Source organism: Acidovorax sp. GW821-FHT10E03 (genome assembly GCF_059415205.1).
Window position 1 is genome coordinate 248443 of record NZ_JBWKMU010000007.1, and the last position, 16515, is coordinate 264957.

Below are 16515 nucleotides of genomic sequence, written 5' to 3' on the forward strand. Positions count from 1 at the left end.
ATATCACTCCTATATTGCAAGTAAAGATTCCTTTTCAGAAAATATTTTCTGCTGACGAATTTGTGCCGCTATACGCTCAATCGGCGCTGCCATAGATTGCCAGGAGCTGGCGAGCAGCCAATATTTGCCATTATTCCTGTGCGGCAATATCAAGGGGGCATCCATAATACGCACCAAGCCATAGCGCTCAAAGAGACGCGTCTGAGCAGGTCGACACATTGCGATAACACCAGCTTTGCCAAGATCCAGTGCTCTAAGACATCCCAATGCCATTAATTTCTCCGCCGCCGTGCGAAATCCAGCATCCGCAGTCATCACTAGCCGCCCAAATTCCATGTGCCCTGCATAAATATCAGCCATCGGCGGCACGCCCATTTCCGTCAACAGTTCGAATGGCATTTCAGTTAATCGAATAGCACCGATTAATTGCGAACTGCGCCACACGCTCAAATGCAAACTTCGTTGATCTAGCTCATGGTTTTTCGCAATACTTTCATCATCTGTGGAACACAGATATGTCGCACCACGATTTTGGTACTCATTGAGGCGTAGTCGACGAATTTCCGTCATGCCGTTTGAAGAGGGATGCACGCTCCTCACCACCAATCTTGATTGTTCAGATCTCGATATCGTCCAAAGATCGGCCTTGAAGGCAGACAATTCCTTTAAATTCATTTATTAGTCACCCAATGGTCCGATGAATTTCTCCACCGGCACCGATTTAAATCTCTATATCGCAATTACGGCCAGGAATTTGATATTTGCGATCTCAATATTTATTCAAATGTATATTTCAGATCTCTAGCTATGGTGACTTCGCCTTGTCTAGTTGACGTGCGATACGCTGAAAAGTGGCCAATGTTAAGAGGACGTCTTGCTCTGCCTCGTGCTCACTTAGCTTCACAATCACGGTCCTATGCCTGGGGTTCACGTAGATGAATTGCCCATGAATCCCAATGGCTGAATAATCACCATCGCTGTTATCGGGTGGTATCCACCAATTATTGCTATATCCGAGGGATCGCTTCACATCCAGCTCAATAGGAGATGACAGGCTTTCAACCCAGGATCTATCGAGCAACTGCTGCCCATCCCACTCGCCCTGATGCAAATAAAGACTTCCAATCTTGGCAAAGTCCCTTGCGGTGGCATTAAAGCAGCAGAAGGTTTTCTCCACGTTGTGGGCTGAGCTATCGACGTTCCATTTAGCGGAGAACTCAGCACCAAGTGGCGCCCAAAGCTCGCGCGCCATATACGACGATATCGACATACCCGTGGCTTGACTCAGGGCCCTTCCAAGCACCTGTGAGTCAACACTTCGATACTCAAATTGGGAACCTGGCGAAAATCTTAGGCCATTAATTTGACTAATAAATTTATCAAGATCTGTTGTCAGATACATCTTGACAATTGGCGCCCATAAGGTCGTGTAGTCATCTACTAAATCGATGCCGGAACGCATATTTAGCAAATCGTCCACATGAATATTTCGATAGCGTTCATCCAAGCTGAAATTCGAGGTGTACATTCCCAGTTCATCGTGTACTGATATTTTCTTTTGTTTGACAGCAACTCCAACCAATGCCGAGACTAGAGACTTCGAAACTGAATAGGATGGGAAAAGCGTATTTTTTTTGGCATTACCGTAGTAGTTTTCCACGACCAACTGATCATCGTGTACGACTAGAAATGCCTTAGTTTTCGTAAGTGCGAGAAATTGCTCCAAGCTCACCGTTAATCCGTCTCTCCATTCCGTTGACACCGCCAAAGGAATTGGGGCCTCTTTATACGGACGCGTCGCATTTGCAGCCGGAATTTCTTCAAAATCAAATAATTGATAGCTCTTTGATGGAGGCACCAAATTAGTGGCCAGTGCCAATATGACTGCAGGACTAGGCAGGTCGTATATATGACAGACAGAGATAACTAATAGAGCACATGCCGCCATGGCGGACAGCGGCCATAAAATCAATCTTTTCACGCTCACATGCATTGTTCTTTTAGGCATATTTATTACGACCCTGTTTATTTTGATGTGAACTCACTTCATCATTCTGCCTAATAACAGTCACCCGTCCTATAGCCATAGCCCCAAGTATTGCCGCATACTCCTTGAAATTTATATAAACTGCGTCCTCAGGCATTTCATATTTACCTACAAATGGACGACTGAAGAACTTCGGTTTTGTATGATGCAAGGTATGCTCTCGACTATCCTGATGTGCCATAAACAAGAACATACGATGAGCTATATTTTCAGCAGAAAAATTTCTAGTCTTACTTGCTCTATATTTGATATCCCCTTCAACAATGAGATTTCCGTGCTCAATCAGCTCATGATGATGGTGGAATACAGAAACTGCCCAGATGGAACATGCATAACTAATTACTACATTCGTCAATGGGGCCGAGAAAAATATCATCGAGCCATATGCGACTGCTCCCCACAAGAGGAACGAACCTGTATAGGTTGCAAGAAATCTAATTGCTGATTGTGCTTTCGAAATACCGGCCTCTTGCCGGCCACCCAACATCACCAAAAACAGTGATCCAAAGACAATAGCAAGGCAATTGCACAAGCTGCGCAGCAATCTATTTTTTATCTCGCCAATGGGATAAAGCTCAAGATCACCATATGTGTTCACGCGGGAGTGGTGCGAGCGATGTCCAATATCGTAAAGATGTGGTTGGACAAATAATATGGTACAGAGGATTATAAAAAGTGCTCTGTTATACTTCGTATCGAAATATCTATGCCAGCATTCATGCTGGAAATATATCAATAGATTAGAAACATATATACCTGGGAAAATCAGAAATAAAATACCCAATCCCAGGTGCAAGCCCCACACATATGGCAGCACAAAAAAATAGCACCCCCAGGAAACTATGCATAGAGGCACGAAAAAACCACGCTTATAAACCCTCTCCCAAACGGACGAGATTTCCATTGTTACCCCTATAGATTCATAACCGATGTCAGATTGGACCAACTTATTCAATCAATGTGCATTTCTGCTGTCACATGCATTCATCTTAAAAATCTCATCGAGAGACCGTGAGTCACATTTGAATATAGACCCAATGGCTAATTCAAATTCGCTCACCTATGCTTTCGGATAGGACCTCGGTAAGTCAGTCTGACTTTTCATTTTTTTCAAGACAGGCCTATCCTTTTGTATAGGCGGCTTTCCCCTGCGAGAATATTTCTGCTGAAATATACGTGCAAGCGGTCTTATCTTCTTTGTCTATACGGGCATGTGGCAGATATCACTGACGACCGCTCTTATGTGTCAGTAGTATTTGTTTCCTCTTGAGCAACTTATATTGCATTTACTCTATAGCTCGCCTGCAAATCGCCTATTGCATCAATAGGAAATCTAGTTCTACGGGCAGTAAAAGGAGATACCATGCAAGCCTTCAGCGAAAATTTGCTGAGCTCACTCGCGTCAACACAAAGTGAAGATGAAGTATTTAATATGCTCTTGTCAGCAGCCAAGTCACTCGGCTTTGACTATTGCGCATATGGTTTTAAATTTCAGTTACCCGCGACAAACCCCAAGATTCTGATTCGCAGCAACTATCCAGATAACTGGCAGGCCCGCTACCGTGAAGCCGGCTATTTGGCGATAGATCCAACCGTTCATCACTGTCTGCGGACGACTTCGCCAATTATTTGGAGTGATAGTGTTTTCTCATCCGCGAAGCGACTATGGTTCGAGGCACGAGAATGCGGCCTCCGTGTTGGCTGGGCACAAGCTGTAGCCGATGCAGCGGGGCGTGGTATGTTTTCGCTGTCTCGTTCAAGCGAACCCCTAACGGTAAAGGAGTTGCTGGACATAGGCGAAAAAATGCACTGGTTAGTGCAAGCAAGCCACGTCACACTTTCTCTGCGCATGAAATCTCAAACCTCTCACTCCGCGGTCGATTTGCTAACCCTTCGTGAAATAGAAGTACTCAAATGGAGTGCAGATGGGAAGACCGCATCTGAAATTTCTGAGATTCTTTCGATATCGCTACCGACCGTTAAATTTCATCTAAAGAATTCAATCGTTAAACTAAATACAGCCAACAAGACTGCAGCAGTTGTTAAAGCACTTTTCTTGGGCTTACTCAATTAGAATGACGAGCAAATCTACTACTTACGAAGCTCCGTATCCCATGCTGTCTGCGAGATCATGCGCAGTGGTGGCAGGCACATTCAGTACCTAAGTCTGGAGCGAGAGCACGAACTATTCGCGCCGTTCACCGAACGCTCCGCGGCCGATGAAACACTCAAGGTCCAGGACATCCAGCATGCTCACGCAGCCCGCACAGGCCGGAACGTGGCCGCTTCAACGATGTCTGGCTGCTCGGCCGTTATGCGCCACGACGCAAGCGCATCCCAAGGCGGATCGACCCTGCAGTTCAGAAGAGCTTCAGAGATATGCACCACGGCACTTGAGCTTGGCCACTAAGTAGAGTTGATCTTTCTGGAAGACGGCCGCTTCGGGTTATGAACAGCCCCAGATCCACGCCGTCTATTTGGGGCGGAGTGCCACGGGACACCTCAGGATCGCGACAGCGCTAACGGCGCAATCGGTCAATCACAATTGCGTGTAGCGGCTGGCGCGAAAAAAGGGGCTGCGTGCCAAGCTTGATCGCAATGATCCGAAGTGCGGCTTCGCTCCGACTGCGCGAAACCGGGCGTGTCCCAGGTCTGCCAGATGGTGGATTTGGGCATCGCGCAGCCCTTCGCCATGAAATACTCGCTACGAAGTGGGTCAGTACTCCGGTAAGTTTCCCGGTAGTGCCCCTCCAGTGGTGTTCCCTTACGGGGTGCTTCGTGGTTCTCCGGCCTCGCAACCTTGATGTGACAAAACGCCCAGCATGGCAGGCGCCATCGTGCCGATATCGTGAAGGAGACTGCCATTCACAATCGTTTTGACAGATGCTCGTCGCTCAGTCGTTAACTCCGGGCCTGCGCGCCGCGCTTGCTCTAGCAGTCGCATCAGAAAACGGCGCTCACGGCTCGCACCGCGAGCGTCGAGAAGGCCCGCCACACAGGATGGGAGTCGGTGGAGTGTGGAGTCGGGCTGGATGATTTTCGGCCAACCACCGTCATGCGCCCTATCGGGCGGTTGACTGTGCGCTTGTGAGCTCGGTCTGCTCCAGCCACTCATACAACTCGTCGATATCCGATCCAGTTGGCTCAGGGCCGTGTCGGCCATCAGGTGCCAAGTGGCGCATTCGTCCGACTGGCGGGCACGTTCTAGTAGAGCCGCGAGTTGGGCCTGCCAACTCAACAGACGCTTTTTCTCGCGCTCAGCCTGCTTCCTGTCGGTGGTCCAGGCCATCGAGGGCAAGAAGATGCCTGGTGGCGGCTTGCGGGATGCCACAGTCGGTGTGAGTGCTGCCGTTTGCACCGGTACGTCCATAGGGAGACTTGACAATAGAGCTGTGGTGCCAATTTTTTCCAGTTGAAATGGGCACTTTTTGAGAGGGGTTTCGAGATCGGCCTTGGACCGCATCGGCTAGCACAGGGATGGCGCGCGTTGCAACACTCGCGCCAAGCTAGGCTCACCTGGCTGGGACGATACATCAGGTCACCGCCGCCATTCTCGTTTGGCCTTTCCAAGGAGGCGTCCCCTCCTTGGGCAGTCAACAATGCGCTCTGGAGTCGGACTTGCATTTGATGCTGTATAAAATTACAGTACTCATCATGACAGCCCTACTTCGTCCTGTTCCAAGCCCTCGCGCCGGGCCCTCCGCCGCTCGGGGCATAGACCTACCCGGCCTCTGGCTGGGCAGCGAGTTGGGCAACCAAGCCACAGTGGTCCAGCCGACCGGGTGGGAACAGCTCGACGGCGCCCTGCCCGGCGGCGGCTGGCCCAGCCGTTCCCTGATCGAGGTGCTGGTGGCGCAGCCCGCCATCCTGGAATGGCGCTTGCTGGGCCCGGCGCTGAAGCTCATGGCTGCGCAGGAGCGCCAGATCGTGGCCGTCGCGCCACCCCGGCATCCCTACCTGCCCGGCCTGCAGCAGGCAGGTCTCGATGAGCGGCGCTTCGTCTGGATCCAGGCAGACAGACCTGCCGAACGGCTTTGGGTCACCGAGCAGCTGATCAAGTCGAATGCCTGCGGCGCCGTCATCGCCTGGTTGCCTCAAGTCCGCCACGAGCAGTTGCGCCGGCTGCAGGTCTGCGCCCAGTCCTGCGACGGGCTGGTGTTCCTGTGCCGCCCCGAGTCCGCCCGGCACGAATCGTCGGCCGCGCCGCTGCGGCTGCTGGCCCGCGCCGGCCTGGATTGGGAACTGCAGGTGCAGGTCCTCAAGCGCCGTGGCCCTACGCTGGAGGATCCCATCATGCTGCCCTCCCTGCCCGGTGCGCTGGGCTCTGTCATCACGCCGCGGCTGCGCATGCCCAGCCAACTTTTCAGCCAGGAGGTACCTGCTCATGCAGTGGGTCGCCCTGTCGCTATCAACGCCTTCCAGCCCAACGCCGCCATCCAGTGATGTGCTCGCCGGTCTTGCCACCTGGGCCTTGCAATTCACGCCCCGTGTCGCATACGCCGATGAAGCCATCGTACTGGAGCTGGAGGCCAGCTTGCGCCTGTTTGGAGGCCGCCGGGCGCTGCACGAGCGGCTGCGCGAGGAGGCGCCCGAGCTGGGCTGCACGGCCATCGCCTGGGCGCCGAACAGCCTGGCCGCGCTGGCCTGCGCGCGTACCGGCATCGTCAACGGCCTGCGTCTGCCCCTGACCCAACTGCTGGATGCCCTGCCGCTGGACACGCTGACGGCCATCGAGCCCCACCGCGTCACGCTGGCTCAGCTCGGCTGCCGGACGTTGGGCGATGTGCGGCGCCTGCCGCGCGGCGGGCTGAGCCGGCGTTTCGGCAAGGAACTGCTGGGCGCGCTCGATATGGCCTACGGGCTGCGGCCCGAAGCGCATGAGTGGGTCGAGATTCCCGAGACTTTCCGCTCACGGCTGGAACTGATGAGCCGGGTCGACATGGCGCCTGCGCTTTTGTTCGGCGCACGCCGGCTGTTGATGCAGCTGTGCGGCTGGCTGGCGGCGCGCAATGCCGGCATCACCGCCTTCACGCTGTCCTGGGCCCATGACGCCATGCGCGCCCGGGACGCTGGTGACGGCGGCGAGCTGACGGTGCGCACGGCCCAGCCCATGCGCAACCTGGAGCACCTGTGCCGCCTGCTGGCCGAGCACCTGGCCCATGTGGAGCTGAAGGCGCCGGTCGGCGACCTGGTGCTGGCCGCCGACGAGGTGGTTCCGCTGGTCGAGGTCAGCGCTTCGCTGCTGCCGGATGCCAGGAACGACGGTGAGTCGCTGGCGCTGGTGCTGGAACGCATCGCCGCCCGGCTGGGGCCGGAGCATGTGCTGCGCCCCGTCATGGACGAGGACCACCGGGTCGAATGGGCCCAGCATTGGCAGCCGGCGCCGCAGCCCCTGCCCCGTCAGCGGGTCCTGCCGCCCGAGGTACCGCAGCCGACCTTCATCCTGCCCGAGCCGCTGCGCCTGCTGGTGCGCGACCACCGGCCGCTGTACCAGGGCCCGTTGATGCTGCTGACCGGGCCGCACCGTATCGAGGGCGGCTGGTGGCATCCGGTCGATGAGGCGCAGTCGCTCGACACCCACCATGTCGTGCGCGACTACTGGGTGGCGCTGAGCGAATGCGCCGGCTTGCTGTGGGTCTTCCAGCAGCGGTTGGCAGGCGATGACATCGCCTGGTACCTGCATGGAAGCTTTGCCTGAGCACGCCATGGCCACATCACCTTCGCCCCTCGCCTCTTCCATCCCCGAGTACGCCGAGCTTCGGTGTCTCAGCAATTTCTCGTTCCTGCGGGGCGCCAGTCACCCCGAGGAGCTGGTGGAGCGGGCCAGGCACCAGGACTATGCCGCCCTGGCGATCACCGACGAGTGCTCGATGGCCGGCGTGGTGCGCGCGCACGTGGCTGCGAAGGAACATGGGTTGAAGCTGCTGATCGGCAGCCAGTTCCAGGTGGAGACGCCCGAGGACGGCGAGTTGTGCCCCTTCACGCTGGTGGTGCTGGCCTGCAATGCCAATGGCTACGGCAACCTGTGCGAGTTCATCACGAGGCTGCGCCGCGCCACTGAGAAGAAAGGAACCTACCGGCTGCGGCTGCGCGACATCGACCCTCGGGCCCTGGCCGACTGTCTGGTGCTGGTCTCGCCGGATCGGCGCGGCAACTCGGCGCAGTTGCTGGCGGTCGCGCGCTGGATGCTGAGCAGTTTCATGGGACGGTGCTGGATCGCGGTGGAGCTGCTGCGCCAGCTCGACGACGAGATGTGGCTGTACCGGCTGCGCGAGCTCAGCGAGCTCACGGCCATCCCGCTGGTGGCGGCGGGCGACGTCCACATGCATGTGCGCTCGCGCAAGCCGCTGCAGGATGTGCTGACGGCCACGCGCATCGGCAAGCCCCTGGCCGAGTGCGGCCGGGCGCTGCAGCCCAATGCCGAGCGGCATCTGCGCTCGCGCCTGCGGCTGTCCCAGACCTATCCGGCCGAGCTGCTGGCCGAGACGCTGCGGGTGGCGGCGCGGTGTGATTTCAGCCTGGATGAGCTGAGTTATCAGTATCCGGATGAGGTGGTGCCTGCGGGCGAGACGCCTGCGGGATATCTGCGCCGCATCACCTACGAGGGCGCGGGTCGGCGCTGGCCGGATGGCATCCCGGCCAAGGTACAGGACCAGATCGAGCATGAACTGGCGCTGATCGCCGAGCTGCGCTACGAGCACTACTTCCTGACGGTGGCCGATATCGTGGCCTTTGCGCGCTCAAAGAACATCCTGTGCCAGGGGCGCGGCAGCGCCGCCAATTCGGTGGTGTGCTACTGCACGGGTGTGACCGAGGTGGATCCGGCCCGCATGGCGGTGCTGTTCGAGCGCTTCATCAGCAAGGAGCGCAACGAGCCGCCGGACATCGATATCGACTTCGAGCATGAGCGGCGCGAGGAAGTCATCCAGTACCTGTACGAGAAGTACGGGCGCGAGCGGGCCGCGCTGACGGCCGCCGTCATCAGCTACCGGCCACGCAGCGCCATCCGCGACGTGGGCAAGGCGCTGGGCCTCACGGATGAGGTCCTCGACGCCCTGGCCCAGGGCCGCCAGTGGTGGGATGGAAAGGGCATCGCGCCCGCGCGGCTGGCCGAAGCCGGCCTGCAGCCGGGCTGTCTCAAGGCCCAGCAGATGATCCTGCTCACCGGTCAGCTGATCGGGTTTCCGCGGCATCTGAGCCAGCATGTGGGCGGCTTTGTGCTCACACGCGGGCCGCTGTCGCGCATGGTGCCGATCGAGAACGCCGCGATGGACGACCGCACGGTGATCGAATGGGACAAGGATGACCTCGACGCCATGGGCCTGCTCAAGGTGGATGTGCTGGCCCTGGGGATGCTGACCGCGCTGCGCAAGGCGCTGGTTTTGATTGGCGACCGCCAGGGCCAGGTGTTCGAGATGCAGGACATCCCGCCGGAAGATCCCGCGACCTACGAGATGATCTCCCACGCCGACACCATCGGCGTATTCCAGATCGAGAGCCGCGCGCAGATGAGCATGCTGCCGCGCCTGCGGCCCCAGTGCTTCTATGACCTGGTGATCGAGGTGGCGATCATCCGGCCCGGCCCGATCCAGGGCGGCATGATCCACCCCTACCTGAACCGGCGCCAGGGCAAGGAGCCGGTGAGTTTTCCCAGCGCGGCCCTGGAAGAAGCCCTGGGCCGCACGCTGGGCGTGCCAATCTTTCAGGAACAGGTGATGCAGGTGGCGGTGCTGGCCGCGGGCTTCACGCCCGGCGAGGCCGACCAGCTGCGCCGCTCCATGGCGGCGTGGAAGCGCAAGGGCGGGCTGGAGAAGTACTACGCCAAGCTTGTCGACGGCATGACGGCGCGGGGCTACGAGGCGTCGTTTGCCGAATCCATCTTCGAGCAGATCAAGGGCTTCAGTGAATACGGGTTCCCGGAGAGCCATGCGGCCAGCTTTGCACTGCTGGTCTATGCGAGCTGCTGGATCAAGCACCACCACCCCTCTGAGTTCCTGGCGGCCATGCTCAACAGCCAGCCGCTGGGCTTCTATTCGCCCAGCCAGTTGGTGCAGGATGCGAAGCGCCATGGCGTCGAGGTCCTGCCCGCCGATGTGCTGGCCAGCGACTGGGATTGCACGCTCGAAGCATCCCCCTCTTCCTCGGATCTACCCGCGGTGCGGCTGGGCCTGCGCATGGTGTCGGGCCTGCGGCGTACCTCGGTCGAACGGCTCATGGAGGTGCGGGCACGGGAGCTCTTCGACGATGCGGAGGATCTGGCCCGCCGCGCGGAGATGGACGAATCCGAGATGCGCCGGCTGGCGGGCGCGGATGCGCTGGCCAGCCTGGCCGGCCACCGAAGACAGCAGGTCTGGGAAGCGTCCGCACTGAAGGCCACGCCCGAGCTGCTGCGCGATGCGCCAGTCGGCGAAGCGTTCCTGGAGCTGCCGCCGGCACCCGAAGGCGAGGAAGTGGTCTTCGACTACGCCAGCACGGGCCTGACGCTGCGCCGGCATCCGCTGGCGCTGATCCGGCCGTTGTTGAGAAAGCGCCGGTTGCAAACGGCACAGGAGCTGCGCAGCCTACCCGATGGCCGCTGGGCCCGCTGCTGCGGCATCGTCACGGTGCGCCAGCGGCCGGGCACGGCCAAGGGGGTGATCTTTGTGTCACTCGAAGATGAGACAGGGTCCGTGCAGGTTGTGGTCTGGACCAGGGTCAGCGAGCGCCAGCGCAATGAGCTGCTGCACTCCAAGCTGCTGGCGGTGCATGGCCGCTGGCAGCGCGAGGGCGAGGTCTGCAATCTGGTGGCGAGTCGGCTGGAGGATCTGACGCCGCTACTGGGAAGACTGGCAGACGTGGCGGGCGGGAGCCGAGATTTCCATTGAGATGACGAAATATGGACAACTATGGCGGCGCCAGCACCTTGCGCCGCTTGACGATCACCTTCGGTCCCGCGACAGACATATCGATGGCTGCGAAATCCGGTACCGGAATACCAGCCTGTTGCAACGCCAACTCGATCTGAGCGGAATTGAGCCGCTGCTGCACATCGCCGTTGACCTGCAGGTAGCGCCCGTCCGCGCAGCACACCAGTGCCCCGATCTCCAGACCACGCTGGACAACTCCAAGTATCTGCATGCCGGGATCCACTCGGCGGATAAATTGCCGTGTTCCCAATGCAAGCACGCGGATTTCTTCGTCCAATGGCACGGGCTGCTTGCTTGCCTCGCTCAAGCGCAACGTTCTCGTCATGGAGAGGGATTTTCCAACAAGTCGGTCCGCGCCCGGACCTGTCTCGACAATGGATTCGGGCTTATCGCATGCTCAATCTGACACCGTAGCACACCCCGGAACATAATGACCCGCGCTGGCAGCTCCTGCGCGACCGCATCGTGGTGGCGTATGTTTCCGAAATCCGCAAGGCAGGGACCGATCTGGCATTCATGTGTAGAGACACAGCGGAGCCACGGGGCTTTCAGTGAACGCTGAACCCATCATCGCGCATCAAGGGCCTCTGATCTGTCCCCAGAGCCTGTACAGGTCAACACATGCTTGACACACTTGGTAGTTCGATCCAACACGCAAGAATGGGCCGCCCCGCCACAAGGACTGGAGGCCCCGCTCGGTGAGCCATGAAGCCTGTGTTTCTCAACAACCGCTCAATGCCCAATGGCGACACAGTTATGAGACGCTGCGCGCCGTTGGCCACAGCAACCGCTGCAGAGGCGCGCAAGAGTTCAAGCGTCAGGTCTGAAGAAAACTGCCCGAGTGGACCAGGCGAACCACCATTGAAATCAACCGCTGCAAAGCGAGACAGTTCCCAGATATCCGGACTGCTTGGGATCGGCGCACCGCCCATGAGTTGCGGAAATACTTCTCCAAGAAGGTAGGGGCGGTTAGTCGGTAACAAGCGTGCAGTACCGATCACCTCTCCCGACTTATCCTCTCCAACCACGTAGATCGTGTCCTGCCGGTCAAACTGATCGAACTCCTGTCCGTCGGAGCAGTCAAGTTGCCACCCCAGCTTCTCCACAAAGACTCGATACCGATAGGATGCCATTTTCGAGACAACGCGTTGGCTCAATGCATCTTGGTTGCCGGTAATGAACTGCATGCTGATTCCCCATGGTGTTTTGTTCACCACCATTTCATCGAATCAGCCCGGGTCACATAACTACTCGTCTAGGCGGGTGACAGAAGTGGAATGCTGTGCCAGACAAGCTCGCGCCAGGGTAACGCGTCTACTACTGTTCCCAAGACCTCAAGGCTCTCCAGCCATCCATAGTCCTGGCCATGCCCATCGACTAACATGACATTGCTCCTTAGAGGCCCAACCCTCTCCAAAGCCAACTCATTGCGTTCGTCAACGAAAACACTCCAATCCCAACCGATCGATATAGGCCTTAGATCCTGGCTATGCCATTCAGAGAATCCAGAGACCCAATCAATGCGTGGAGTGCCTGTACACCCCTGCGCGTATGGGCTTAGCTCGGACATTAAATGGACGAACTTGGAGCCCAGCACTGAATCTAGAGCTAACCGCAAAAAGCCGTCGTACATCATTCATTCGCCCTCACGACTATCCTCCTGCCATTGGCGGACAAGTCCGACCGTCCCCCAACCCCAACGGGGCTTGGGCCTAGCGAGAAGAAAAGAAACTGTACCTCCATGCGCTCATCTGCCAAGCCCGTGGAAGAACGTGTGCACTCTGGCAGGTCATGCCAGAGCGAACGACATCCCACCCACCTGCGAAATGGCATACAAGAAGTACAGCCGAAGCGCGCCCCCAAAGCTTGAAAGCAGCTATCGAAGTTCCAATCGGAAATGCTGTCGTCCGCTCACGCCACGCGGACGATGCTCTCTGTTGAGAGCCAACTATCGATTGCGTTCTCTGTACTGGGCCCAGGACACAGCACTGCTTCAGGTTCATAGTAGTGAAATCAGCCATGGAGGCCGATTCACCGTGAAGACCATGATCAACATTGTGGACATCTAAGCTTCAATCCAGAAGGTTGAGGTAGGCAGCCCGTGCAACCGCTGCTGTTCGATTCGAGACATTGAGCTTTTCCAGCACGTTCCGGGTATGAAACCTAACAGTGTCGGCAGAAATAAGCAAGATGTCAGAAATATCCGAAATCGTTTTTCCGACTGCAGACCATCTCAGCACCTCCTTCTCCCGGCTCGTGAGCTCGACAATTTGCGGGCAGGCCATAGCCCGCGTATCGACGAGACGCTGAAAGCCCATGTGTGAGATGCTAGACAACCAGCGCATTTGCAGACAACTAGCCTCAAGCTCCGCCTCAGTCAACGGATCCGCCGAACGAGCCAAAGTTAGCATCCCTGCGACGCCGTTCCGAGTTGGGGTCGCATGCGCCCATCCTACCCTCAGCCCCATACTCTTGGCCTCTTCCCAGAATTCGGGCACTGAAGCAAACACCTCATCGCTCCACACCAGCGGCTCGTGCGACTTGGTCCCGTGGACGACCGTAGGATCTTGGTCTACATAGCCTCGAAGGGCATAGCGGGCGCGCCAGTCGGACGGATAGTTGTTCACCATCAAATACGTTGGCCGGGAAACCGGGAGAGCCAACCGCATACCGTAAGCGCAGTAGTCGAAACCGATTTCGCGAGCAGCACGCAAGATCTCATCGAAGAGCTCTTGTTCGGATTTTGCACTTGAAGAAGCGCGCAACACCCCCTCAGCCCAGGTAAGCATTCCCAATCTCCTGAATCGCCCTATCGGGTCTTTCTGTACGTTGCTCTGTGTGAATTTTTGCAAACCATTTCCGAAACTGTACCTACCTGAACTGGTAGGTGGAATTGGTGCCCGCCCCGTCTTTTCAACCGTCCATGCCATCAGATGGCGTTGAGAGCTGGATTCCGAAAGCACCCATACGAAGGTCCTTGGTGTGTTCGCGTTCGCGCATCGCCAGCAATGGCCTACGGCCGCACGCCCCTCTCTCGAATGCCCAGAGACTAAGCCAACGCCAAAGTGGGTTGGATCATGCAATCCTGGCGCAGATACCTGACAGACCGTCTGGCCTCAAGGGCATGCGCCTTGAGCTTGGCACGTGGACATAAGCGCCCATATCCAGCATCGCAGATTGGAGAGCTACATGTCAGCCAGATTCCCGCAACCGACCTTGAGAGCTTACTCACCCTCTACCAGCATCTTCATGAGGTCGACGAGCCGTTACCCGTTCCAAAGGTTGTCAAAGCGTCCTGGCGAGCCTGGCTGTCCTATCCTCTTAGTAGTAGGGCCTACGAGCAAGGACAACTCGTTTCCAGTTGCGCGCTCACCATCATCTCCAACCTTGCGCGGAGTGCCGCCACCTCATTACGGATGCAGGACATCCTTGACCGACACCCGCAATCAGCCCGTCACCGGAACTACCCGGAAGTTGGGTTCGGACTGCAAGCTCGAATTGGGCGGAGAAACTTAGCCTAATCCCCTCGCGACCGTCTCACCCCGTATCAGCGAATCACACTTCTAACTGGGGATCGGGACGGGGATCAAAAAGCAGAAAGCCACCCTAAGGTGGCTTTCATTTCCTTCTAAATCAAAGACTTAGAAATTCGTACATGGCGGAGTGGACGGGACTCGAACCCGCGACCCCCGGCGTGACAGGCCGGTATTCTAACCAACTGAACTACCACTCCTGGCAGGCAGCTTTTCGCTTGCATCTCTCAATACAAGCCAAGCGCTACAACTTGGCGACCCTACGGGGATTCGAACCCCGGTACTCACCGTGAAAGGGTGATGTCCTAGGCCTCTAGACGATAGGGTCAAAACCTTGGAACTAACCGACAACAAACTTTGGTGGAGGTAAACGGGATCGAACCGATGACCTCTTGCATGCCATGCAAGCGCTCTCCCAGCTGAGCTATACCCCCACTGAATGACTCGAAACACACTGTGTTTGTTGTCATCATCTGAGCCTTGAATTATAGACAGATTTTTAGCGGTTTCGCAAACGCGCTACAACTTTTTCACGTCCGACCAATTCCAGCACGGCATCGACCGACGGGGTGTGGGCCGTGCCCACGGTCAGAACCCGCGCAGGCATGGCCAGTTGCGGCATTTTCAGCCCCTGGCTGGCAAGCACCTGCTTGAATGCAGCGCTGATGGAAGCCTTGTCCCATTCGCAGGCGGCCAGCGCATCGGCCAGCGCATCGAGCGCCGGGGCAATGGCTTCGGTGACGTGCTGTGCGCGCTCGGCATCCACCGGGGTCACGTCACCGTAAAACACCTGGGCCCAGTTGGCGAGCGCCACCGTCGTGTCGCACCGGTCCTTGAACAGCGCGCAGATCTGCGCGAGCCGGCCGTCGGCCAGTGCCTGGGCCGCAATACCGCGCTGCTGCAACTGCGGCGCCACCAGGGCGGCCAGCGCATCGTCGGCCATGGCCTTCAGGTGCTGGGCGTTCACCCAGCGCAGCTTGGCCTCGTCGAACTGGGCTGCGCTGCGGCCCAGGTGGTCCAGGTTGAACCATTCCAGGAACTGCGCGCGGCTGAATATCTCGTCGTCGCCGTGGCTCCAGCCCAGGCGCGCCAGGTAGTTGACCATGGCGTCGGGCAGGTAGCCCTCATCGCGGTACTGCGTGACGGGCTTGGCGCCATTGCGCTTGCTCATCTTCTCGCCCTGCTCGTTCAGCACGGTGGGCAGGTGGGCATACACCGGCGGTTCCTTGCCCAGGGCGCGGAAGATGTTGATCTGGCGCGGCGTGTTGTTCACATGGTCGTCGCCACGGATCACGTGCGTGATCTCCATGTCGATATCGTCCACCACGACGCAGAAGTTATAGGTAGGCGTGCCGTCGGGGCGCGCAATCACCAGGTCGTCGAGCTCGTCGTTGCTGATCTCGATGCGGCCCTTGACCTTGTCGTCCCATGCCACCACGCCGCCTTGCGGGTTCTTGAAGCGCAGCACGGGCTGGACGCCTTGCGGCACGGGCGGCAGGGCCTTGCCGGCCTCGGGGCGCCAGGTGCCGTCATACCGGGGTTTTTCCTTGGCGGCCATCTGCTTCTCGCGCAAGGCATCCAGCTCGGCCACGCTCATGTAGCAGGAGTACACATGGCCCGCCGCCTGCAGGTCGGCCAGCACCGCCTTGTAGCGGTCCATGCGCTGCATCTGATAGAACGGCCCCTCGTCGTGGTCCAGGCCCAGCCAGCGCATGCCCTCGATGATCACATCCACGGCGGCCTGGCTGGAACGCTCGAGGTCGGTGTCTTCAATGCGCAGGATGAAATCCCCGCCCGTCGCCCGCGCGAAGGCCCAGGGATAAAGGGCCGAACGGATGTTGCCCAGGTGGATGAAGCCCGTCGGTGACGGGGCGAAGCGGGTGCGCACGCGGCCCGTGCTGGAAGCAATGGTGGATGTTTCAGTCATGTCAATAAGTTCTGGCCCCTCTCGGGGCCAGTTTCAAGATTCAGTCCGTCCGAAGGCAGGGGCGCCAGGCCGCGCCCCTGCCCCGGTACCCGGCAATTCAGG

The 16515-nt window shown here is 58.0% G+C and carries 12 protein-coding genes and 3 tRNA genes; 4 read left to right on the forward strand and 11 right to left on the reverse strand.

All coding sequences use genetic code 11. The features are described 5' to 3' along the window. Positions 1-9: 9 nt before the first annotated feature. The 3 genes from AC07OD_RS14525 to AC07OD_RS14535 all read right to left on the reverse strand — a co-directional run bounded on the left by AC07OD_RS14525 (position 10) and on the right by AC07OD_RS14535 (position 2951). Positions 10-675, reverse strand: a complete 666-nt coding sequence (locus AC07OD_RS14525; protein WP_494597324.1) for a hypothetical protein — start codon at positions 673-675, stop codon at positions 10-12. Positions 676-805: 130 nt separating this feature from the next. After that, positions 806-1981 (reverse strand): serine hydrolase domain-containing protein, encoded by a 1176-nt coding sequence (locus AC07OD_RS14530; protein ID WP_494597325.1) that lies wholly within the window; start codon positions 1979-1981, stop codon positions 806-808. Positions 1982-2000: 19 nt separating this feature from the next. Further along, entirely contained in the window at positions 2001-2951 is a 951-nt protein-coding gene (locus AC07OD_RS14535) for a fatty acid desaturase (RefSeq protein ID WP_494597373.1), read from the reverse strand. A gap of 459 nt (positions 2952-3410) precedes the next feature. Here AC07OD_RS14535 and AC07OD_RS14540 point away from each other — a divergent pair, with 459 nt between their 5' ends. The 4 genes from AC07OD_RS14540 to AC07OD_RS14555 all read left to right on the forward strand — a co-directional run bounded on the left by AC07OD_RS14540 (position 3411) and on the right by AC07OD_RS14555 (position 10911). Beyond that, complete coding sequence (locus AC07OD_RS14540) at positions 3411-4121, forward strand: autoinducer binding domain-containing protein (RefSeq protein ID WP_494597326.1); 711 nt, start codon at positions 3411-3413, stop codon at positions 4119-4121. A gap of 1580 nt (positions 4122-5701) precedes the next feature. After that, a complete protein-coding gene (gene imuA / locus AC07OD_RS14545) occupies positions 5702-6490 on the forward strand; it encodes a translesion DNA synthesis-associated protein ImuA (protein ID WP_494597327.1) in 789 nt (262 codons plus the stop codon). Then, the gene (locus AC07OD_RS14550) at positions 6432-7745 is read left to right on the forward strand and encodes a Y-family DNA polymerase (protein WP_494597328.1); all 1314 of its coding nucleotides are present in this window, start codon (positions 6432-6434) and stop codon (positions 7743-7745) included. Before imuA ends, AC07OD_RS14550 begins: the two co-directional genes overlap by 59 nt. 7 nt (positions 7746-7752) lie before the next feature. Continuing rightward, positions 7753-10911 carry an error-prone DNA polymerase gene (locus AC07OD_RS14555; protein WP_494597329.1) on the forward strand — a complete coding sequence of 1053 codons (3159 nt, stop codon included), beginning with the start codon at positions 7753-7755 and terminating at the stop codon, positions 10909-10911. A gap of 19 nt (positions 10912-10930) precedes the next feature. On the opposite strand, the gene AC07OD_RS14560 is transcribed toward AC07OD_RS14555, so the two are convergent. The 8 genes from AC07OD_RS14560 to gltX form a co-directional block, all read right to left on the reverse strand. Beyond that, positions 10931-11278: a hypothetical protein gene (locus AC07OD_RS14560; protein WP_494597330.1), complete on the reverse strand. Its 348-nt coding sequence runs from the start codon at positions 11276-11278 to the stop codon at positions 10931-10933. A 289-nt stretch (positions 11279-11567) separates the two neighbouring features. After that, a complete protein-coding gene (locus tag AC07OD_RS14565) occupies positions 11568-12140 on the reverse strand; it encodes an acyl-homoserine-lactone synthase (protein ID WP_494597331.1) in 573 nt (190 codons plus the stop codon). Between the two features lie 68 nt (positions 12141-12208). After that, the gene (locus AC07OD_RS14570) at positions 12209-12589 is read right to left on the reverse strand and encodes a DUF4902 domain-containing protein (protein ID WP_494597332.1); all 381 of its coding nucleotides are present in this window, start codon (positions 12587-12589) and stop codon (positions 12209-12211) included. Positions 12590-13025: 436 nt separating this feature from the next. Beyond that, positions 13026-13742 carry a LuxR family transcriptional regulator gene (locus AC07OD_RS14575; protein WP_494597333.1) on the reverse strand — a complete coding sequence of 239 codons (717 nt, stop codon included), beginning with the start codon at positions 13740-13742 and terminating at the stop codon, positions 13026-13028. 867 nt (positions 13743-14609) lie between these two features. After that, positions 14610-14686: transfer RNA gene (locus AC07OD_RS14580), tRNA-Asp, on the reverse strand. A 52-nt stretch (positions 14687-14738) separates the two neighbouring features. Further along, positions 14739-14814 (reverse strand) — tRNA-Glu (locus AC07OD_RS14585). A gap of 30 nt (positions 14815-14844) precedes the next feature. Continuing rightward, positions 14845-14920, reverse strand: a tRNA-Ala gene (locus AC07OD_RS14590). Positions 14921-14985: 65 nt separating this feature from the next. Then, positions 14986-16413, reverse strand: coding sequence for a glutamate--tRNA ligase (gene gltX, locus AC07OD_RS14595; RefSeq protein WP_494597334.1), 1428 nt, complete (start codon positions 16411-16413; stop codon positions 14986-14988). Between the last annotated feature and the right edge of the window lie 102 nt (positions 16414-16515).

Excerpts from the sequence above, each read along its gene's own strand:
- AC07OD_RS14525 (WP_494597324.1), bottom strand. The coding sequence starts at position 675 with ATGAATTTAAAGGAATTGTCTGCCTTCAAGGCCGATCTTTGGACGATA.
- AC07OD_RS14535 (WP_494597373.1), bottom strand. The coding sequence starts at position 2,951 with ATGGAAATCTCGTCCGTTTGGGAGAGGGTTTATAAGCGTGGTTTTTTC.
- AC07OD_RS14540 (WP_494597326.1), top strand. The coding sequence starts at position 3,411 with ATGCAAGCCTTCAGCGAAAATTTGCTGAGCTCACTCGCGTCAACACAA.
- imuA (WP_494597327.1), top strand. The coding sequence starts at position 5,702 with ATGACAGCCCTACTTCGTCCTGTTCCAAGCCCTCGCGCCGGGCCCTCC.
- AC07OD_RS14550 (WP_494597328.1), top strand. The coding sequence starts at position 6,432 with ATGCAGTGGGTCGCCCTGTCGCTATCAACGCCTTCCAGCCCAACGCCG.
- AC07OD_RS14555 (WP_494597329.1), top strand. The coding sequence starts at position 7,753 with ATGGCCACATCACCTTCGCCCCTCGCCTCTTCCATCCCCGAGTACGCC.
- AC07OD_RS14560 (WP_494597330.1), bottom strand. The coding sequence starts at position 11,278 with ATGACGAGAACGTTGCGCTTGAGCGAGGCAAGCAAGCAGCCCGTGCCA.
- AC07OD_RS14565 (WP_494597331.1), bottom strand. The coding sequence starts at position 12,140 with ATGCAGTTCATTACCGGCAACCAAGATGCATTGAGCCAACGCGTTGTC.
- AC07OD_RS14570 (WP_494597332.1), bottom strand. The coding sequence starts at position 12,589 with ATGATGTACGACGGCTTTTTGCGGTTAGCTCTAGATTCAGTGCTGGGC.
- AC07OD_RS14575 (WP_494597333.1), bottom strand. The coding sequence starts at position 13,742 with ATGCTTACCTGGGCTGAGGGGGTGTTGCGCGCTTCTTCAAGTGCAAAA.
- gltX (WP_494597334.1), bottom strand. The coding sequence starts at position 16,413 with ATGACTGAAACATCCACCATTGCTTCCAGCACGGGCCGCGTGCGCACC.